Raw genomic sequence first — 19,409 nt, 5'->3', positions numbered from 1 at the left:
GGAAACACGGTGAGGACCCCTCTCCCCAACCCCTCTCCCGGTGGGAGGGTGTCGCAAAAGATGACGCTCTCCGTAGGATGTGGTGAGCCGCCAGGGACGGCGGCGAACCGCATCAATGGATGGCGGCGTGTCCCACACCAGGTTGGGCATAGCACTATCCAACGATGCGGTTCGCGGCCTACCCGCCCCGTCCCTGGGGCGGGTAGATGCTCACCACATCCTACGGGCTTTTACGACACCCTCGGCGGGAGAGGGGATCGAAAACAGGCAATCCCTCTCTGTTTCCGTTAATTACGCGCAGGTGTACGAGCTTCCCGCGCGGCCGTGATCGAGATTGTGACTGAATTTTCAAGCTTTTGGAGGACAGGCGATGGCAGATATGCGTGAGCCGATCGAATCCGGATGCCCTGATCCCTGGCAGTACATGCATCCCGTGATGCGCAAGAATTTTGGCATGTGGAAGTACCACGAGCACCCGCGGGTCGGGGTGCTGCGGCATGTAGCCTACAGTGGTGACGAGGTCTGGACCGTCAAGGTCGGTACCCAACGGATCCTCGATGTCTTCACCCTGCGCAAGCTGTGCGACCTCGGCGATCGATACGCCGACGGTTTCGTCCACTTCACCCTGCGTTCGAACCTCGAATACGTGGTCAAGGACGCGGCCAAGGTGGAGCCCCTGATCAAGGCGGTCGAAGACGCCGGCTTCATCGTGGGCGGTACCCAAAACTCGGTGACCATGATCTCCCATACCCAGGGCTGGCTGCACTGCGACATCCCGGGCACCGATGCCTCCGGGGTCGTCAAATCCATGATGGACGAACTCATCGATGAGTTCAAAACGGCCACCATGCCCAACCGGGTGCATATCACCACCTCCTGCTGCCAGATCAACTGTGGTGGTCAGGGGGACATCGCCATCAACGTGCAGCACACCAAGCCGCCTAAGATCAACCACGATCTGGTCGCCAATGTGTGTGAGCGGCCCTCGGTGGTCGCCCGTTGCCCGGTGGCGGCTATCCGCCCGGCCATGGTCAATGGTAAGCCCTCCCTGGAGGTCGATGAACGCAAGTGCATCTGCTGCGGCGCCTGCTACCCGCCCTGTCCGCCCATGCAGATCAACGACGCCGAGCATTCCAAGCTGGCCATCTGGGTCGGCGGCAACCACTCCAACGCCCGCGGCAAGCCTACCTTCCAGAAGCTGGTGGCCGCCGGTATCCCCAACAACCCGCCGCGCTGGCCCGAGGCGACCGCCATCATCAAGCGCATCCTCAAGGCCTACCGGGAAGGTGCCCGGGATTGGGAGCGGGTCAACGAGTGGATCGAGCGCATCGGTTGGCCGCGGTTCTTCGAAGAGGTCGAGCTGCCCTTCACCAAATACCACATCGATGACTGGCGCGGCTCCCGGGCCAGCTTCAACGCCTCCAACTACATCCGCTTCTGAAATGCGTCGCGAGTCCGCTCCACACCGGAAAGCCCCTCTCCCGCCGGGAGAGGGGTTGGGGAGAGGGGGTCATAAGGATACCTTTTGCAACACCCTCCACCGGTCGCGGAATGGGGAGCGGAGAATAACCACATCGAGGTCGCTATGAAGTTCGCAATCCAAATCAACGAGGGGCCCTACCAGCACCAGGCGTCCGACTCGGCGTACTTCTTCACGAAGGCCGTGCTGGAGAAGGGGCACGAGGTGTTTCGGGTCTTCTTCTACCACGACGGTGTCAACAACGGGACCCGGCTGACGACGCCCCCTCAGGATGACCGTAACATCGTCAACCGCTGGGCGGAGCTGGCCGAAGAGTACCAGATCGAGTCGTGCACCCAGGACGAGGACGGCAACGAGGTGATGCAGACCGAGCTGGTGGTCTGCGTCGCCGCCGCCCAACGGCGTGGTGTCGTGGATGAGGGCGAGGCCAAGCGTAACGGCAAGGACGCCACCAACATCCATCCCAGGTTCCGCATCTCCGGGCTGGGACAGTTGGTCGAGGCGGCCATCCAGGCGGATCGGCTCGTCGTGTTCGGCGACTAAGGGGGTACGCCATGTCTGAGACCATCAAGAAGTTCCTGTACCTCAATCGCAAGGCCCCCTACGGCACCATCTATGCCTGGGAATCCCTGGAGGTCGTGCTCATCGGCGCCGCCTTCGATCAGGACGTGCGGCTGATGTTTATCGATGACGGGGTCTATCAGCTCACTACGGGCCAGGATACGACCGGCATCGGGATGAAGAACTTCTCGCCGACCTACCGTACCCTGGGCGACTATGAGGTGAAGAACATCTATGTAGATAAGGACTCGCTCGCGGCCCGCGGACTGACCCCGGACGATCTAGTGCGGATCCCCTGGGAGGATTGGGAGACCGAGGAAGAGATCGAGAACATCGTCGAGGTGGTGGATACCGCCCGCGTTTCCGAACTCATGGAAGAATCCGATGTGATCTTCAGTTTCTAAGGCGATTTCTGTCAAATGAAATACCATCCTGCTGGTCTTTTCGTCCGTCTTCTGTGTTGCGGCAACCGTTACATAGTCCACTATGCGCCGGTTGCCGCGCCTTGAATACGAACAAAAATCCGGCGCAATCTGGTACACCATTTTCCGTCAATCGCCTAAGGGGGATCCGATGAGCATCCTACATACCGTCAACAAGTCGCCGTTCGAGCGTAACAGCCTGGAATCCTGCCTCAAATTCGTCAACCAGGGCGACCCCGTGCTCCTGTTCGAGGACGGCGTCTACGCGGTCCTGAAGGGTACGAGCGCGGAGAAACAGCTCGAGGCCGCGCTCGCCAAGCAATCGATTTATGTCCTGGGTCCCGACCTTGCGGCCCGCGGGTTCTCCGCAGACCGCGTGATCGCTGGGATCAAGGTCGTGGACTATGCGGGTTTCGTGGATCTGGCGGCAGAGAACGACAAGGTCCAGGCCTGGCTCTAGTTTTCAACTTTCAAGCTGAAGAGGAAAATCATCATGCCGATCGAAGTCAATGGTAAGACCTACGAGACCGATGAAGAGGGTTACCTCACCAACATCCAGGAGTGGGAAACGGGGGTGGCCGATGTGATGTCCAAGGAAGACGACCTGGAACTCACCGACGAGCACTGGGCTATCATCAAGTTCCTGCGCGAATACTATGAGGAGTACCAGATTGCCCCGGCGGTACGGGTACTGACCAAGGCCGTCGGCAAAAAGATGGGCAAGGACAAGGGCAACAGCAAATACCTGTACGGCCTGTTCCCCTATGGTCCTGCCAAGCAGGCCTGCCGCTATGCCGGTCTCCCCAAGCCCACGGGCTGCGTCTAGTACAGCCGTGGACGAAATCCGGAAACAAGCACCACGCATCAACACGAATGTTCCCAGGTAGGCAAAAAGCCTCTCTCCCTCTGGGGAGGGTGTCGCAAAGGCCCGTAGGATGTGGTGAGCGCCTACCCGCCCCAGGGATGGGGCGGGTAGGCCGCGAACCGCATCGTTGGAGAGTGCCGTGCCCAACGTGGTGTGGGACACGCCGCCATCTATTGATGCGGTTCGCGCAGGGAGAGTGCGCACCGGCCGGCAGCAAGCTCGGAACCACCGTGCTCACCGCATCATCGATGCGGTTCGCGCCACCTGGCAGAGCCATCCTGAAAGATCTCCCGCGCTCACCGCATCCTACGAAGGGCGTCATCTTTTGCGACACCCTTTCTGGGGGGGTGTCGCAACAGCCCCGCTTCCGCCGAGGGAGGGGGGTTGTGGGCAATGTTTCCGTTAATTATGCACGTTCGCAAGGCCCCTCTCCCTGGAGAGGATGTCGCAAAAGCGGTGGCGTCAGCTGCCAGTCTGTGAAGTTTAAACCACAGAGGACACAGAGAACGCAGAGAATTAGCCGATTCCTTTCTCTGTGTTCTCTGTGGTTCGAAATGACTTTTGCGACACCCTCCCTGGAGGGAGAGGGGCTTATCCCGAGCGAAGCGAGGGATCTTGGGAGAGGGTGAATGTCAACGCTGACGGTCCTATACGCCATCTTGTTCTATATCGCCGCCGCCGTGCTGGTGGTGGGCCTGGTCCGAAAGATCGTGCAATACGCGCGCACCCCTGCACCCTTGAAGATCCCGACCACGCCGGCGCCGACCACCAAGACCGGGGTCGGCTTGCGTCTGGTGCGGGAGGTCGTCTTCTTCGAGAGCCTGTTCAAAGGCAACAAGTGGATCTGGATCTTCGGCTGGATCTTCCATTTCGGACTCCTTCTGGTCACCCTGCGCCATCTGCGCTATTTCATCGAGCCGGTCTGGCTGCCGATTCAGCTGGTCCAGCCCTTCGGCATCTACGGGGGGATCGCCATGGTGGTAGGGCTTGTGGGCCTGTGGGCGCGGCGGGTGCTGGTCGACCGGGTGCACTATATCACCGGGCCATCGGACCGCCTGCTCCTCGCCTTGCTGATCCTCATCGGTCTCAGCGGCCTGGGGATGACCTATGTCATCCATGTGGATGTGGTCTCCATCAAGCTGTTCTTCCGCGGCCTCATCACCTTCGACTTCTCTCCGCTGCCTGCGGATCCCCTGTTGCTCCTGCACCTACTGCTGGTGGCGGCCCTCATGATCGTCTTTCCGTTCAGCAAGCTGTTGCACGCCCCCGGATTGTTCTTCAGCCCCTCGCGCAACCAGGTGGACGACCCCCGCGAGCGGCGACACCTCGCGGCCTGGGCCAAACGTCTTGAGAGTGATCCTTAAAGGAGATTAATCATAAAAGTGGTAGATTATGGGCCAACCACCCCCCCTGATTCGAACGACAACACGATTTCAGCGATTATTCGTGTCCTATTTGCGCTTATAGTCTGCGGATTGGTAGTGGCTTACACGGTTGGTGTTGTCACGGGTAGGGTTTCCGAGAATCAACAAATCGATGCCGTGCATCTTGGAATGATTGTTCTTGCGGCAATTGTTCTCGTCATGTTACTTCGCCCGAGATCTCTTGAACGCTTGAAACTGCTTGAAATATCCGGCTTCAAGCTCGAAATGCTTGAAAAGGTCAAAGAAAGACAGGTTGAGCAGGCAAATTTGCTCGACGGTATTTCTTTGATGTTGCCTCTCTTACTTCCAGAAACAGAACGCAAGCATCTGTTTAATTTAGACCGTGGTAGGACAAAAGGATATAAAGGAAACAGCGTACTACGCGCTGAGTTAAGACGGCTCCGTTCCATTAGGTTACTGCGAATGCGGCCTGGTCGTTACGTCGGACACATGACCAGTGGAATGGAATTCGACTTAGCTAATTATGTCGAGTTGACTGACCTAGGTGAACAATGGGTAAGACGAATCAAGCAGATTGAGAAGAGCGATGCTTAACCCGGCTTTGGGGGGATTACCCATGAAATTAAACATCGTCTATAAAAAAGAAAAAGAATGGTTTATCGGTCATATACAAGAATACCCCGACTATGAAAGCCAAGGTAAAACAATAGATGAATTAAAAGAAAATTTAATCGAGATTTACAATGATGTTCAAAAAGGTCTGGTGCCCGACGTGGAATCATTTCGGCTATTGGAAGTGACAAATAGGTAGCGTATTGCAGCATCCGCTGACGAGGTAGAACATGGCAAAGGCAGATTTCAACGTACCGGAGCTCAAGCAATACGCGGAGATACCCGCCATCGAGCCGGGCACGATGGATCACAGCAGCCCCTTCCTCTCCAAGCCCGAATTCCAGGAGCCCCTCGGTTTCCCCGGGGAGCTGGTCGAGGGCTGGGAAGAGAAGGCCATCGCCAAGCTGGGGGAGCTGCTCGACAAGTACCGTTCCCTGCGCGTCTATCTGGATGCCTGTGTCAAGTGCGGCTCCTGCACCGACAAATGCCACTACTACCTCGGCACCCAGGATCCCAAGAATATGCCGGTCGGTCGTCAGGACCTGCTGCGCAAGGTCTACCGGCGTCACTTTACCCTGGCCGGGAAGCTCTTCCCCAAGCTGGTGGGCGCCGAGGACCTGACCCGGGAGGTGTTGGACGACTGGTACAGCTACTTCCATCAGTGCTCCCAATGTCGCCGCTGCTCGGTGTTCTGTCCCTATGGGATCGACACCGCGGAAATCTCCATGGCCGCGCGCGAGATCATGGACAGCATCGGGATGGGCCAAAAATACTGTAACGAGATCATCGGCAAGGTCTACAAGGTCGGCAACAACCTGGGATTACCCGGTCCGGCGTTGGAGGACACCCTGGAAGGACTGGAAGAGGACGTCGAGGACGACACCGGCGTAGCGGTCAAGTACCCCCTGGACCAGGAAGGCGCGGACATCCTGCTGGTCACCCCCTCGGCGGATTTCTTCGCCGAGCCCCACGTAGACGGACTGATCGGCTACGGCAAGGTGTTCCATGAGGCGGGCGTATCCTGGACCCTGAGTTCCTATGCCTCCGAGGCCGCCAATTTCGGCATGTTCATCGGCTCCTACGAGAACATGCGGCGCGTCTCCCAACGCATCCGCAAGGCCGCCCTGGATCTGGGCGTCAAGCGCATCGTCTTCGGCGAGTGCGGCCATGCCTGGCGCGTCGCCTACAGCTTCCTCAACACCCTGGCCGGTCCCTGGGATTTCCTCGATCCGAACTATCCGGTGCCTCAGCATATCTGCGAGTTCACCTACGACCTGCTCAGGATGGGCAAGCTCAGATTCGACAGGTCGCAGAACGACGATATGGTCCTCACCTATCACGACTCCTGCAACGTGGCCCGGGCCTCACGCATGGGTGACAAGCCGGGTGGTCAGTTCGACATCCCGCGGGCCATCATCAAAGCGACCTGTAACAACTTTTACGACATGGACGAAGAGACCATCCGCGAGCGCACTTTTTGTTGCGGCGGGGGAGGGGGCCTGCTCACCGACGACCTCATGGAGCTGCGGGTCAAGGGTGCCAAGCCCCGGGTAGAGGCGCTCAACAATCTAGTCCAGGAGAAAGGCGTAACCCACATGGCCGCTATCTGCGCCATCTGCAAGAGCCAGTTTACCAAGGTCCTACCCTTCTACGGCATGGAAATGGACCAGGTCGTCAGCGTGCACCAACTGGTGTCCAACGCGATCGTCCTGACCGGCCAGAAGACCGAAGAGGATGAAGACGAAGAGGTCGCCGAGGCGGCGTAGGGTGGGCTGTGCCCACCGGAATAGGTTTCTGGTCACGTTTTGAATCCGCAGATTACGCAGATTCTCGCAGATGAAAGAAGAATATCAATGGGGCGTAGGATGTGGTGAAGCCAGGCGCCGTCCCGACGCAGAGACGCGGAGGGAGCTTGGCCGAACCGCATCGATGGACGGCGGCGTGCCCGACAAGATACTCGCGGAAGATCAGTCCGCAAATGAACGCGAATAGACGCAAATGAATGTGACGAGACCGAGGTAATCGTTCAGCCTCCACCTCGTCGTTCCGGCAGGGATTGCCGGAATCCAGGTGCCATGGATGGCAAAGATACTGGGGCACTTTGAAAAATACAGTTTTCGTGAATGGCATGTCTGAATAATCAATGGCTTAGAGTCTCTCGTGTCGATGAAAACACCTATTTTTCAAGGTGCCAACTGGAGGGTTGAACAATTACGAGCCGAAAACCGCAATGATGGCGAACCGATTGCGACCAATTTGCGTTCATTCGCGTTCATTTGCGGAAAAAATGACAGGAAGTGTATGGGAGTAATGAATGATTCAAAAACAGATAGGCCATAACAAGGCTATATGGATATCATTGGTAAAATTTATAACCCATGTCGTTGTTGGCGTAATCGCATTTTTTGCAATTTCCGTAATCGCAGTATTGTTAAGCTGGTGGGTATCCTATCTTGAATCTATAGGTGTAAATCCTATTATTGTGAAAGCTATTACCGGTTTTGAGTACTTGTTGTTGGGTCTTGACCTTCTCCTAGCCGGTATATTCATCATCAGGTCTATGTATATGTTGGTGAAAGATTTATGGAAATGATCACTCTTCGTAGGTCGGATATTCTTGCTATGATAAAGGAAGCTTTATCAGAGTATTTTCGCCCAGTCTCCTATTTCATAGGATTCTTTGATAAAACTATATCTCTTGAGGAAAGGTATAAGGAATTAAAAATTCAGCAGGTCAATATGCGCATATGGTCCAGGGTTGTTCAGAAGGCTGTTTGCTTTAATCAGGGTGAATATTTGCAGTATGCATTTTTAACCGCGGAAAAACACAAGAAGCTCAAGGATTCATTTCGGGAAACACCCGAAGATGGTACGCGCATTGGCGCATTAGCTAGCGAGTTGGTTAATTATATAAATAGTAAATTTTACGAGGATGCATATGAGAATTTCAAGTTCATTCATGCATATTTTGAAAATAGAAGTTGCCGTAAACTGAGAGTGTGCATTAAAGGTAACTTTAATGTAGATAACCATTCAAAAGTGATTTCTGTTTTCAGAGACGCTCATGTTTCTTATGATTCAGATGCAGACGTAGAAAAAAATTATGGTTTTCTAACTATATATAAAAATGGAACATATTTCCTGGAAAACAACATTCCCGAAGCTGCCGCAGAAGATCGTTATTTTAATCCCCGATTAGATAATGATCTTGTAAAGCAGTTTTTAAGTGGTGCTTCCGGAGCACACGCCAAGAAGTGGGAAGACTGCTGGACAGGAGATAAGGAAGATAAATCTTCATTTTACAAGTCTACCTTGATTATTCCAATGACATTATGGAATAACGATCTGTCCGAAGAGTTTAAAAAGCTGGTAAACCTCGAAAACGTTGATAGAACGATTTTCGGCTTTCTTTGCTTTGACCATGTGGAGGCTGATTATTTTGACGAGGAAAATGATGTGGCGCTTGGATACGTTTTTGCGGATATTCTTTCAATGTATATATTTGCCAGGCTGATATATATGGAATCGTCAAAAACGTTCAATTTCATTGAGGATTGCCTGCAAGGCAAAGGTATTGAAATTAATCCGGAATCATTATCTTCAATATGGAAGAATATGCCGCAAACTTTTGATGTTGAAAAATACCTGGAGTTCAAGCCGAAAACAACCAAGAATAACAGTCTTTTTCCGATGGACGAAGATTTGATCAGATACGTAAAATCGCAAGTAGGCTGGCATTAAATGAGCAGGATTTTCGTGGAAGATGAATCCGCAAATGAACGCCAATAAACGCAACGGGACTTAATGAACCATCAATGACGGGAAATCGATTGCAATCGATTTGCGTTGATTCGCGTTCATTTGCGGAAAAAATGTTGAAAAGGAGAAGAACCCATGAAAGTACATTACGATGAAGAAGTCGATGCGCTATACTTGAATCTCAGCAATGAGGAGCCGGACGGAGTGATTGAAATAGCGGAGGGTGTGAATATCGATACAACTGATGATGGAAGGCTCACAGGCATCGAAATATTGAAAGCATCGGACAAGATGAACCTGGATACCATTCTTTCTTATACGCTCGATTTGGATCGGAATGTCTTGAAGAAGATCGCCTGACATAATCTGCGGACAGAAAAAACAATATAATCTTTTGCGACCGATTTGCGTTAATTCGCGTTCATTTGCGGCAAAAATTCGGAAAAATAATCCTGGAAATCTTGTTAATCTTGTCCTATTAGCGGTTGGCACTATGATTATGTCAACAGCCCCTGGTTTCAGAAAGAATACTCCAATGAGTTCTACTGGTTAGGAGAACAATCGATGGCGACTACCAGCGACGAAATAAACACCAAGCTATCCTGGCGCAGGTTCCAGGACGGCGACCACGCCTGGGATGACCTGACCGAAAAGATCTTCGTCCAGGACACCTCACACAAGTGTCCGACCTATGTGCACAAGACTCCCCCCTGTCAGGGCAGCTGCCCGTCCGGCGAGGACATCCGCGGCTGGCTGGCCATCGTCCGCCAACAGGAGCTGCCGCCGGAGGGGATGGACTGGAAGGAATACGCCTTCCGCCGCTCCACCGACGCCAATCCCTTTCCCTCCATGATGGGTCGGGTCTGCCCCGCGCCTTGTCAGGACGGCTGCAACCGCAACGAGCTCGAGGATTTCGTCGGCATCAACTCCGTCGAGCAGTACATCGGCGACAATGCCATCGAGCAGGGCTACACATTCGAGGTGGGCCCCGACACCGGCAAGAAGATCGCTATCATCGGCGGCGGTCCGGCCGGGCTGGCGGCTGCCTACCAGCTGCGCCGTATGGGCCATGCCTGCACCATCTTCGAGGCCAACCCCGAGCTCGGCGGCATGTTCCGGTACGGCATCCCTGGTTATCGGGTGCCGCGCGAGGAACTGGATGCGGAGATCGACCGCATCATCGATATGGGCGTCGAGACCCGACTCGGTGCCAGGGTGGGAACGGATATTTCGGTGGCGGATCTGGATAAGGACTATGATGCTGTCCTCTGGGCCTTGGGGTGCCAGAGCGGCCGCGGGTTGCCGGTGCCCGGCTGGGAGGGGGTGCCCAACTGCGTCTCCGGCGTTGCCTTCCTCAAGGCATTTAACGAAGGCCGCATGAAGGTGACCGCCGACAAGGTCGTCTGCATCGGCGGCGGCGACACCTCCATCGACGTGGTCTCGGTGGCCCGCCGGCTGGGGCATATCGAGCACACCAAGCCCCCCGAGCGTCCCGAGTCCGTCATCCACGACGGTTATGTCGCCCACGACACGGCGGTGACCGCCGCCGCCCAGGGCGCCGAAGTGACCCTCACCTCCCTGTTCAAACGCGCTGAGATGATGGCCGCCGAGCACGAGGTCCACGATGCCCTGACCGAAGGTGTCACCATCCTGGACGGCGTCATGCCCCTGGAAGTCATCAAGGACGCGGCTGGTCGCGCCACGGCACTCAAGATCTGTGACTGCACCATGGACGGCATGACGCCCATCCCCACCGAAGGCACCGAGCGCATCCTGGAGGCGGATCTCATCGTCTCCGCCATCGGCCAGGGCGGCGACCTCACGGGCCTGGAGGAGTTCGACAATGGGCGCGGCCTGATCAACGCCGACAAGTTCTACCAGGTGCCGGACCGGGCGGGTCACTTCGTGGCCGGCGATATCATCCGCCCCCACCTGCTGACCACCGCCATCGGCCAGGCCTGGGTCGCCGCCCAGTCCATTGACGAATATGTAATGCAGGCGCCCCATGCCCGTCGCCCTAAGGTGGATGTGCACCACTTCGACCTGCTCAAGAAGATGGAAGAGGCCCACCTGGCCCCCGAGCAATTCGATGTGAAGGAGCGCGGCGATATGCGGGGTACTTCCGACGGCAACTGGGCCATCCACAACTACGAGGATCGCTCCGGGGCGGAAGTCATCCCCCACGACGAGCTCTTCCTGGGGCATTTCGCCTTTCATACCCGCAACAAACGCAAGGAAGACGTGCCCACCGCCGAAGAGGTGCTCGGTCACTTCCACGAGCGGCTCATCGGGCTATCCGAAGAGGACACCATCGACGAGGCCAAGCGGTGCATGAGTTGCGGCATGTGCTTCGAGTGCGACAACTGCGTCATCTTCTGCCCCCAGGATGCGGTCTATCGGGTCAAGAAAGGAGAAAACACCACCGGACGCTACGTGGCTACCGACTATGCCAAGTGCATCGGCTGCCACATCTGCTCCGATGTGTGCCCCACGGGCTATATCAAGATGGGCCTCGGTGAATAACGCGAGCGGAATCATGGTCAGCGCCTTCATCGACCGAAACCGAGAACCACGGATGGACACGAATGGACACGGATGTTCCCATGGGTACAAGAAGCCCCTAGACCCCTCTTCTCCCCCCGGGAGAGGGGCTTGTCCCGAACGGAGCGAGGGATCTTGGGTGAGGGGATTAAAAACAGGAAATCCCTCTCTGGCTCCCACGCTCCAGCGTGGGAACAAGCTTGTCCCGACACAGGAGGGATCTCGACGCTCCAGCGTCATGAAACCTTGGCCGCAGGAGCAGCCCCAACGGCATTCCCACGCCGGAGCCTGGGAGCAAGCCGACAAGAAGCCCCTCTCCCTCCGGGAGAGGGGTTGGGGAGAGGGGATCGAAACAATTCTCCCATCCCTGGCATCTGGATTCCGGCGTCCCAGCCGGATGGTCTCTCTGGCTTCCAGGCTCCGGCGTTGGCCGCTGGAAGGGTCCCAACGACATTTCCACGCTGGAGCGTGGGAAGGAGCCAACAAGAGCTTGCAGCAAATCCCGGAACGTCACGGAGGGCTACCGGAACGCCACAGAGGACGTTCCCTACTTAAAATCAGTCTCCTAGCAATCGGCATCGCAACGGCTGGCCTCACCCCCGCCATGGCGACCGATTTTGCGAAAGGCGATTATGTCACCCCCGGTTCCAAGGCCGCCGGACTCGAAAACTGCGTGCGGGAAACCGGCTTCATGCGGCGCAATCACATGGAGCTGATCGAACATCAGCGTGACGCGACCGTGCACCAGGGTATCCGCAGCACCACCGATAGCCTGGCGGGCTGTATCGATTGCCATGTCGGCTACGACCAACAGCAGCAGGCCGTATCCGTATACGCGGAGGGGCAGTTCTGCAGGAATTGCCACGAGTTTGCGGCGGTGGATATGAATTGCTTTGACTGCCACTCAGACGTGCCGGTTCACCCGAGTACCGAGACGGGAGACCCGACCTGGCTGGGGGGAGGGCAGAAGGTCGGCCTGTCAACCGGGGGGCCTGAAACGAGAGATGTCACGCGCGATGTCAAGCAGGGGGTAGGCGAGTGACCATGAACAAACACCAAGCAGGGGTCGATACCTCGCGGCGCGGATTCCTCGGCGCCGCGGCCGCCGTGACCACAGTTACCCTGGCGCCCGGCGTCATACTGCACCGCCTGGCCGTGGCCGAGCCCCAATCCAAACCAGGCTCTGAAGCGGTCACCGATGAGGTGCGGTGGGGCATGTTGATCGACAGCGCCAAATGCGCAGAAGGCTGCGATGCCTGTGTCACTGCCTGCAACCGGGAGAACGGCCTCGACCTCCAAGAGCAGCCGGAGGGTGAAGACACCGGCAAATGGGATCGCCAGGTCGCCAAATGGATTCGCATAGTAAAGGTCAAGGACAATCTGACCGGTCATGTGAGCAGACTGCCCATGATGTGCCAGCATTGCGAACACCCGCCCTGTGTGGACGTGTGCCCTACCGGCGCCTCCTTCAAGCGGGCCGACGGCATCGTCATGGTGGACCGGCATACCTGTATCGGTTGCCGCTACTGCATGATGGCCTGTCCCTACAAGGCACGCTCCTTCATCCACGAGGCGGTGGACACCAGGCTCACTCGGGTGCCCCGCGGCAAAGGGTGCGTCGAGAGCTGCAACCTGTGCGTACACCGCCGGGACAAGGGGACGGCTTCCACCGCCTGCGCCGATGCTTGTGAGGCCCAAGCCATTCTGTTCGGCGATCTGAAAGACCCCGCAGGACCCCTGCGGAAGGCCCTCGCAACCCTTCCGAGCCGCCAGATCCGCGAGGACCTCGCCCTCAACACAGGAGTGCGCTATGCGGGTGTTTAGCCCGTCTGTCTTAACCGGAGCGGCCGCCGAGGTTCGGATTGAGTATGGGAAAAATGGTCCGGTCGCTTCGATCCATCCGCAGATTACGCAGATTCCCGCAGATTAAAAACGAAACAATCTGTGAGAATCTGCGTAATCTGCGGACAAAAAAGATAATGTAATCTTTTGCGACTGATTTGCGTTTATTCGCATTCATTTGCGGATCAAAAAATGATTTTTTCTGCTGGCTCCCACGCTCCAGCGTGGGAGCAAGTCCCGACGCTCCAGCGTCGATAAGGTCTCGGTGGAGACGGAACTGCTGTCATGAAAAGAATCGTCTATCGGGAGTGGAAGCTCGCACCCCAACGCTACTGGGGCCTGCTCGCCATCCTCGCCGTCGTTGCCAGCCTCGGAGGACTCGCCTTCGCCTACATGGAACACGAAGGCCACTGGGTCACCGGCATGACCAACCAGATCGTCTGGGGCACCCCTCATGTGTTCGCCGTGTTCCTGATCGTTGCCGCCTCCGGCGCGCTCAGTGTGGCCTCCATCGGCGGCGTCTTCGGCAAGACCCTGTATAAACCCATGGGGCGCCTCTCGGGCCTGTTGGCGGTGGCCTTGCTGGCGGGTGGACTCATGGTGCTGGTACTCGACCTGGGCCGTCCCGAGCGCCTGGTGGTTGCCATGACCACCTACAACTTCCGCTCCATCTTCGCCTGGAACATCTTCCTCTATACCGGGTTCATGGTCATCGTCATCGCCTATCTCTGGACCATGGCGGAACACAAGGCCAACCGCTACAGCAAGCCGGTAGGTTTCATTGCTTTGGGCTGGCGGCTGGCGCTCACCACCGGTACCGGCTCCATCTTCGGCTTCCTGGTGGCGCGCCAGGCCTACGACACCGCCGTCATGGCTCCTCTCTTCATCGCCATGTCCTTCGCCTACGGCCTGGCGATTTTCATGCTGATACTCCTGTTCGCCTTCGATCAAGACGACCGTCCCATCGGCGAGAAGGTGCTGTTCCGGCTCCGCAACCTACTCGGGACCTACATCATCGCCATCCTGCTCCTGGTGCTCGTCTACTTTCTGACCAAACTCTACGGCGCCAAACACTACGACCTGGTCGCCTTTTATCTACTCGACGGCGGCATCTACACCATCCTGTTCTGGTTCGTCTGGATCCTTGCCGGCGGCCTGTTTCCCATCGGTATCCTCTTCCATCCGGAGCTGGGTAAGAGCCGCGCCTGGATCGCCTCGGCTTGCGGGTTGACAGTGCTCGGGGGCCTCGCCAGCATGTATGTCATTATCATCGGCGGCCAGGCCTTCCCGATGCCCTTGTTCCCTGGCAAGACCATCCTCGAATCCGGTTTTTATGACGGCGTCGGCGGGGCCCTCGCCACCTACGCCCCCAGCTTGCCTGAAATATTCCTTGGCATCGGTGGGGTTGCCGTGGCATTATTGATTACCACTGTCGGTATCCGGGTGCTGCAGTTCCTTCCGGAGTCCCTGGCGGATCGGGATGTGGATCCGCATGCGGCGAGGGCCTGATGGGGGTTTGAACCGCGAAGGAAGCAAGGATTAACTGTCAGGTCCCGTGTGATTATGTACCAAGGAGGAGCTATCCTTTGTTGCAGGCGAGAGCGGTCTTACACCTGCTTGCGGGAGAGGGAGCGGAAGGAACCGGCAAGGTAGCCGAGGGGCTGACCGGGAGCGCCTGATCGACAAGGCGCCGTTCACCATCACCAAGGTCCTCACCGACAACGGCAAGGCGTTTACCGACCGCTTCTGCGCCACCGGCCAGCGCCAACCGACCGGCGCCCATGCCTTCGATCGGGTCTGTGCCGGCAACCGCATCGCGCATCGGCTCACCAAACCCAGAACCCCCCAAACCAACGGTATGATCGAGCGCTTCAACGGCCGCATCGCCGACGTCTTGGCCACCACCCGCTTCGACTCTGCCGAGCACCTGGCCGATACCATCAAACGCTACGTTCAGGTCTATAATCAACACATTCCCCAAAAGGCGTTAGGCCATATTCCACCCCTTCAGGCGATGAAAAACTGGTCCCAAAAACAGCCTAACCTCTTCAAAAAACGTGTCTATAATCTGGCGGGACTTGACAATTAACGAACCGCATCGGAGAACTACGAATGGTTTCCTATCGATCAATTAGAGTTATTGTACTTGGGTTATTACTGGTAGCGCTAGCCATAGCTGGGTGGCCAGTGTCGTTTTGGCTTGTAATTTCCGGTTCCATCGCGCTTTTTGCAAATCATTATAAAAGACTAACAGTGACTGATGATTATGGAATGAGTCTTAGTTTTCTGGCAGCAGTAAAATACTCTTTTGTGAATAATTTATACAAGTCCGCAGTTGGGGTAACTATCGGTTTTGGCATCATAGTTGTTTCTCAGGCGGTTCTAAAACTAGCGGCTGATTATGTACGTGAAGAAACAGTTCAGAATGCAGAAACTACACTTTCTGCGATTAACTACGCCATAGGAGAGGCATTCGGTATAGGGCCGTTGATATACTCGTTATTAATAATATTTATCACATCGATTTTTTGGCCTTATTTGCCCATATTGAAAAACTACGTCAGGGTGCGTGATTGGGGGGGTGGGGTTTTATTAGTGTTGTTTGTTGTCACATCGTTTACTTTCTTTTCATCCATCCAGATATCAAACTTAGAAAAAGACTGGATTGCATCTATTACTGATAATAAGGTGGAGCGAAATAGGATTATAAGTGCTCTACAGAAGGATATTGTTTCAACGTCTTGGTTAGAACAGCAAATAACAAATCTTTCTGATGATGATAAGGATTATTTCGGAGAGATAATTCGCCTATCGTCAAAGAGAAGTAATTCCCATGCTCTTGTAAAAGGAATTGCAGTCAGGACGGCGGAATCTATCCCACCACTCCTAGAAAAAAAGAGGCGAGCTTATTATGTCGAAGTGGCGCAAAATTATCGTACTAATAACAAGGCTATTGAACGACAATTGAGTCATGGAAGAGAGCTTGCGATAGAAGGTTTAGACTTATCGATTACTAAATTAATTACTGAATTATTACCGTCTGAGCTACATCCTTTAGCTGAGGTTTTTTTCAGTACATTAAGAAGAATTATTATCGAGGTAACAATGGAAAAGATTGCCCCATTAATTGTGAAGGATCGCGATAGTGCCGTTCGATGGGTAAAAAATCTTAAACAGTCTGCAGGGCATGGGAAAGAATCCATAATTTTCACTTCAAAGCGAGAGGAGATGAGGGTAGTAAGACGGGAGATGTTAGATACTATGCGCAAGATATATGGGAAAGAAATAGCAAATCAAAAGGAGATGTCGGATCAAGAAATCCGTGATTTGCTGTCCGAAAGGTATACTCTTGAAGAAATGAGAAAAATTATAGATGGTGGAAAGGAACATCTTCGGTCCATGTCATCATATTCTGGCCCTCCTAAGCCGATCTTGCAGCAGTTACAAGAGTCAAAATACTATTTGGATGTGTTAAGTGTTGATCCTGATAGGAAAGTAGAATTCGTTGGTAAAGACAAATTTGGGCGAGAAATGTTTTTAATTGATGGCTATCTTAAAGTTTTCAACAAAACTCATATATGCCCTATTTACATTTTACCCAAGGGGACCTTGAAAAATCCAGCTTTTCGGCGGGATTTGTGAGTAGTTGATGAAATACTTAAGGATTTATGCCGAACTGACGGAATAAACGGAATAAAAGGACACCCACACGGAATAAACGGAATAAAAGGACACCCACTTTGTTTAACACCTTTTCCACCTCAGGCTAAACTCTCTTCTTCCCAGCATCCGCGAAAGAAGGATGAAAAAAGGACACCCACTTTGTTTGCCTTTGTTTGACATCTTTCCTACCCCGAACTAACTTGCTTTCCAACACTACTAAGTAAAAGAACACCCATCTTGTTCTTGTGTAGGGAGGATTGCTCATGAATATGCATCTCCTTGATCAAGCTCGACAACTAAGCGTAGAAGAACAGCTTGAGATGGTTGAAGCACTCTGGGACAACATTGTTGAGCGAAATGTCGTGCCACCTTTAACGGACGCTCAGAAGATGGAACTTGACCGGCGACTTGCTGAACATGACGCTAACCCGAACGATGTCGTTCCCTGGTCCGAAGTCAAGGCGTCAGCTCTCGCCCGAATGGAGCGATGAGTCTTTCGATTAGGTTTCGTCGCGCAGCCCGCACTGAGCCGAATAAAAGGACACCCACTTTGTTTTCCTCCACTGGGCTATTGCAAGTTCATAGTATCTGCTGGCTCACACGCTTGGTTCACACGCTCCAGTGCGGGGACTAGCAATATCGAGAAAAAGGGCAAAAAGGACACCCACTTTGTTTAATCCCTTAGGGTTTAATTCACCGCCGCTTGCGGCGAGAAAAAAACTCCTATCCGACTGATACCCCGCCCCTTGGGGCGGGGAGAATTCATCACCTTTTCCACCTCAGGCTAAGCTCCCTTCTTCCCAGCATCCGCGTACTCCAGCTCCTCCCCGAATCCCTCGCCGATGGCATGTGGATCCCCATGCGGCGATTAAGGTATGATGGGTTCAACCACAAGGTCGCAGGGCACCAGGATTTTCACCAGGATTTTAGAAACAAAAGGACACCTAGAACAAAACAAACAAAAGACAAACAAAAGGACACCCACTTTGTTTGACTTGTTTCCTCCACTGAGCGAGTATTCCTCTCAGCCCAACACTCAGCCAGGAATCTGACTATGACCGCTCCCCGCTCAGCGCTCGTTTCCCTCGAAGATACCTCTTGGTATCACTGCGTATGCCGCTGCGTGCGCCGGGCTTTCCTGTGTGGGGAAGACCAGCTTTCAGGTATGAATTTCGATCACCGTCGTGGCTGGATCGTTGAGCGCATGCAACAATAGAAATAAAGGACACCCACTTTGTTTGACATCTTTTCTGACATCTTCCCCACCCCAAACTAAGCTTCTTCTCGGCACCGAAATCACAGAGAACCGACCATGACTGCTCCCCGTTCAGCTCTCGTCTCGCTTGAGGATACCCCTTGGTATCATTGCGTCTGCCGTTGCGTGCGCCGTGCTTTCCTGTGTGGGGAAGACCAGCTCTCAGGGATGAATTTCGACCACCGCCGCGGCTGGATTGTCGCGCGCATGCAGCAGCTTGCCACCCTGTTTGCCATTGATGTGGCCGCCTATGCGGTAATGAGCAACCACTATCACATTGTGGTGCGTATCGACCGAGAGCGGGTCTTGGAGTGGTCGATGGAAGAAGTGTTGAGGCGCTGGACGGCACTCTTCACCGGGCCGCTGTTGGTGACGCGGTATCTCTCTGAGTCACGGGGATCGATGAGCCAGGCGGAGATTGCCAAGGTTGAAGAATTTGCCGAGGTCTATCGGGAGCGGTTGCACGATTTGTCCTGGTTCATGCGCACCCTCAATGAACACATCGCCCGTCGGGCCAATGCGGAGGATGGGGTGAAGGGACGGTTTTGGGAAGGTCGCTTCAAAAGCCAGGCATTACTCGATGAGAAGGCGTTGCTGGCGGCGATGGCCTATGTGGATCTGAATCCGGTCCGGGCGGGGCTGGCCGAGACGCCGGAGACCTCGGACTACACCTCGATTCAAGAGCGTGTCGTCGGGTTGCCGGAGGAGGTCGGGTCCGAAGCCGGCTCGCAGGAGACCACGACTGCCAAAGATCCTGACACGACACTCGATGGGGAACGGTTACAACCGGAGGCCGAGACGCAAGTCTTGCCCCAAGCCCTGCTGATGCCCTTTGATGCCACTGCACAGACCCCTTGGGCGGTGCCCTTTGCCTTCGACGACTATCTGGAGCTGGTCGATTGGACGGGCCGGGCATTACGCGCGGATAAACGTGGGTATATCGAGGCGCAAGCACCCAAGATCCTCGCGCGACTAGGCATCGACGGGGAGCGATTTATCGACTTTGCCGAGCGTTTTCTCAAGG

19 protein-coding genes and 2 pseudogenes are annotated in these 19,409 nt (G+C 55.0%); all 21 read left to right on the top strand.

The genetic code is table 11. The features are described 5' to 3' along the window. The first annotated feature begins 370 nt into the window (after positions 1-370). On the top strand, positions 371-1,441 hold the full coding sequence (gene dsrB / locus BQ17_RS05355; RefSeq protein WP_089724964.1) for a dissimilatory-type sulfite reductase subunit beta: 1,071 nt from the start codon (positions 371-373) through the stop codon (positions 1,439-1,441). Between the two features lie 144 nt (positions 1,442-1,585). Next, on the top strand, positions 1,586-2,023 hold the full coding sequence (locus BQ17_RS05350; RefSeq protein ID WP_089724961.1) for a sulfur relay protein TusD/DsrE: 438 nt from the start codon (positions 1,586-1,588) through the stop codon (positions 2,021-2,023). An 11-nt stretch (positions 2,024-2,034) separates the two neighbouring features. Further along, positions 2,035-2,445: a sulfurtransferase complex subunit TusC gene (gene tusC / locus BQ17_RS05345; RefSeq protein ID WP_089724959.1), complete on the top strand. Its 411-nt coding sequence runs from the start codon at positions 2,035-2,037 to the stop codon at positions 2,443-2,445. A 169-nt stretch (positions 2,446-2,614) separates the two neighbouring features. After that, a complete protein-coding gene (tusB, locus tag BQ17_RS05340; RefSeq protein WP_089724956.1) occupies positions 2,615-2,923 on the top strand; it encodes a sulfurtransferase complex subunit TusB in 309 nt (102 codons plus the stop codon). A 33-nt stretch (positions 2,924-2,956) separates the two neighbouring features. After that, positions 2,957-3,289: a TusE/DsrC/DsvC family sulfur relay protein gene (locus BQ17_RS05335; protein WP_089724954.1), complete on the top strand. Its 333-nt coding sequence runs from the start codon at positions 2,957-2,959 to the stop codon at positions 3,287-3,289. A gap of 668 nt (positions 3,290-3,957) precedes the next feature. Beyond that, positions 3,958-4,692, top strand: a complete 735-nt coding sequence (locus BQ17_RS05330; RefSeq protein ID WP_089724953.1) for a respiratory nitrate reductase subunit gamma — start codon at positions 3,958-3,960, stop codon at positions 4,690-4,692. An 18-nt stretch (positions 4,693-4,710) separates the two neighbouring features. Next, positions 4,711-5,307 (top strand): hypothetical protein, encoded by a 597-nt coding sequence (locus tag BQ17_RS05325; protein ID WP_141699122.1) that lies wholly within the window; start codon positions 4,711-4,713, stop codon positions 5,305-5,307. 22 nt (positions 5,308-5,329) lie between these two features. Next, positions 5,330-5,524, top strand: a complete 195-nt coding sequence (locus BQ17_RS05320; protein ID WP_089724949.1) for a type II toxin-antitoxin system HicB family antitoxin — start codon at positions 5,330-5,332, stop codon at positions 5,522-5,524. Between the two features lie 31 nt (positions 5,525-5,555). Beyond that, positions 5,556-7,091 carry a sulfate reduction electron transfer complex DsrMKJOP subunit DsrK gene (gene dsrK / locus BQ17_RS05315; protein WP_089724947.1) on the top strand — a complete coding sequence of 512 codons (1,536 nt, stop codon included), beginning with the start codon at positions 5,556-5,558 and terminating at the stop codon, positions 7,089-7,091. A gap of 548 nt (positions 7,092-7,639) precedes the next feature. Next, positions 7,640-7,918 (top strand): hypothetical protein, encoded by a 279-nt coding sequence (locus BQ17_RS05310; RefSeq protein ID WP_089724945.1) that lies wholly within the window; start codon positions 7,640-7,642, stop codon positions 7,916-7,918. Beyond that, positions 7,909-9,066 (top strand): hypothetical protein, encoded by a 1,158-nt coding sequence (locus BQ17_RS05305; RefSeq protein ID WP_089724943.1) that lies wholly within the window; start codon positions 7,909-7,911, stop codon positions 9,064-9,066. The genes BQ17_RS05310 and BQ17_RS05305 overlap by 10 nt, the downstream gene beginning before the upstream one ends. A gap of 153 nt (positions 9,067-9,219) precedes the next feature. After that, positions 9,220-9,444 carry a DUF2283 domain-containing protein gene (locus BQ17_RS05300; protein WP_089724941.1) on the top strand — a complete coding sequence of 75 codons (225 nt, stop codon included), beginning with the start codon at positions 9,220-9,222 and terminating at the stop codon, positions 9,442-9,444. Between the two features lie 204 nt (positions 9,445-9,648). Further along, a complete protein-coding gene (locus tag BQ17_RS05295) occupies positions 9,649-11,607 on the top strand; it encodes an NAD(P)-binding protein (RefSeq protein ID WP_089724939.1) in 1,959 nt (652 codons plus the stop codon). A gap of 256 nt (positions 11,608-11,863) precedes the next feature. Further along, positions 11,864-12,667 (top strand): hypothetical protein, encoded by an 804-nt coding sequence (locus tag BQ17_RS05290; RefSeq protein WP_089724937.1) that lies wholly within the window; start codon positions 11,864-11,866, stop codon positions 12,665-12,667. A 2-nt stretch (positions 12,668-12,669) separates the two neighbouring features. Beyond that, positions 12,670-13,449, top strand: a complete 780-nt coding sequence (dsrO, locus tag BQ17_RS05285) for a sulfate reduction electron transfer complex DsrMKJOP subunit DsrO (protein ID WP_089724935.1) — start codon at positions 12,670-12,672, stop codon at positions 13,447-13,449. Between the two features lie 303 nt (positions 13,450-13,752). Beyond that, positions 13,753-14,976 carry an NrfD/PsrC family molybdoenzyme membrane anchor subunit gene (gene nrfD, locus BQ17_RS05280; RefSeq protein ID WP_089724932.1) on the top strand — a complete coding sequence of 408 codons (1,224 nt, stop codon included), beginning with the start codon at positions 13,753-13,755 and terminating at the stop codon, positions 14,974-14,976. A 163-nt stretch (positions 14,977-15,139) separates the two neighbouring features. After that, positions 15,140-15,556 (top strand): annotated as a pseudogene (locus tag BQ17_RS05275) (integrase core domain-containing protein); the annotation flags it as partial. 23 nt (positions 15,557-15,579) lie between these two features. After that, positions 15,580-17,109, top strand: coding sequence for a hypothetical protein (locus BQ17_RS05270; RefSeq protein ID WP_141699121.1), 1,530 nt, complete (start codon positions 15,580-15,582; stop codon positions 17,107-17,109). A 284-nt stretch (positions 17,110-17,393) separates the two neighbouring features. After that, positions 17,394-17,621: an addiction module protein gene (locus BQ17_RS05265; protein ID WP_089724929.1), complete on the top strand. Its 228-nt coding sequence runs from the start codon at positions 17,394-17,396 to the stop codon at positions 17,619-17,621. Positions 17,622-18,184: 563 nt separating this feature from the next. Next, positions 18,185-18,343: pseudogene (locus BQ17_RS23195) on the top strand (transposase); the annotation flags it as partial. Positions 18,344-18,442: 99 nt separating this feature from the next. Further along, positions 18,443-19,409: transposase (locus BQ17_RS05255; protein ID WP_141699120.1), on the top strand; the 967-nt coding region annotated here is incomplete at its 3' end.

Origin of the sequence: Candidatus Thiosymbion oneisti (assembly GCF_900092655.1) — a bacterium.
In the GTDB taxonomy this organism is placed as follows: domain Bacteria; phylum Pseudomonadota; class Gammaproteobacteria; order Chromatiales; family Chromatiaceae; genus Thiosymbion; species Thiosymbion oneisti.
Note: the sequence above shows the minus strand (reverse complement) of the source record. Positions and strands in the feature narration are given on the sequence as shown.

Coding starts and splice junctions, on each gene's coding strand:
- dsrK (WP_089724947.1), top strand. CDS start 5,556: ATGGCAAAGGCAGATTTCAACGTACCGGAGCTCAAGCAATACGCGGAG.
- BQ17_RS05330 (WP_089724953.1), top strand. CDS start 3,958: ATGTCAACGCTGACGGTCCTATACGCCATCTTGTTCTATATCGCCGCC.
- BQ17_RS05350 (WP_089724961.1), top strand. CDS start 1,586: ATGAAGTTCGCAATCCAAATCAACGAGGGGCCCTACCAGCACCAGGCG.
- BQ17_RS05335 (WP_089724954.1), top strand. CDS start 2,957: ATGCCGATCGAAGTCAATGGTAAGACCTACGAGACCGATGAAGAGGGT.
- tusB (WP_089724956.1), top strand. CDS start 2,615: ATGAGCATCCTACATACCGTCAACAAGTCGCCGTTCGAGCGTAACAGC.
- BQ17_RS05265 (WP_089724929.1), top strand. CDS start 17,394: ATGAATATGCATCTCCTTGATCAAGCTCGACAACTAAGCGTAGAAGAA.
- BQ17_RS05320 (WP_089724949.1), top strand. CDS start 5,330: ATGAAATTAAACATCGTCTATAAAAAAGAAAAAGAATGGTTTATCGGT.
- BQ17_RS05310 (WP_089724945.1), top strand. CDS start 7,640: ATGATTCAAAAACAGATAGGCCATAACAAGGCTATATGGATATCATTG.
- BQ17_RS05290 (WP_089724937.1), top strand. CDS start 11,864: ATGAAACCTTGGCCGCAGGAGCAGCCCCAACGGCATTCCCACGCCGGA.
- BQ17_RS05270 (WP_141699121.1), top strand. CDS start 15,580: ATGGTTTCCTATCGATCAATTAGAGTTATTGTACTTGGGTTATTACTG.
- BQ17_RS05305 (WP_089724943.1), top strand. CDS start 7,909: ATGGAAATGATCACTCTTCGTAGGTCGGATATTCTTGCTATGATAAAG.
- BQ17_RS05300 (WP_089724941.1), top strand. CDS start 9,220: ATGAAAGTACATTACGATGAAGAAGTCGATGCGCTATACTTGAATCTC.
- dsrB (WP_089724964.1), top strand. CDS start 371: ATGGCAGATATGCGTGAGCCGATCGAATCCGGATGCCCTGATCCCTGG.
- nrfD (WP_089724932.1), top strand. CDS start 13,753: ATGAAAAGAATCGTCTATCGGGAGTGGAAGCTCGCACCCCAACGCTAC.
- tusC (WP_089724959.1), top strand. CDS start 2,035: ATGTCTGAGACCATCAAGAAGTTCCTGTACCTCAATCGCAAGGCCCCC.
- dsrO (WP_089724935.1), top strand. CDS start 12,670: ATGAACAAACACCAAGCAGGGGTCGATACCTCGCGGCGCGGATTCCTC.
- BQ17_RS05295 (WP_089724939.1), top strand. CDS start 9,649: ATGGCGACTACCAGCGACGAAATAAACACCAAGCTATCCTGGCGCAGG.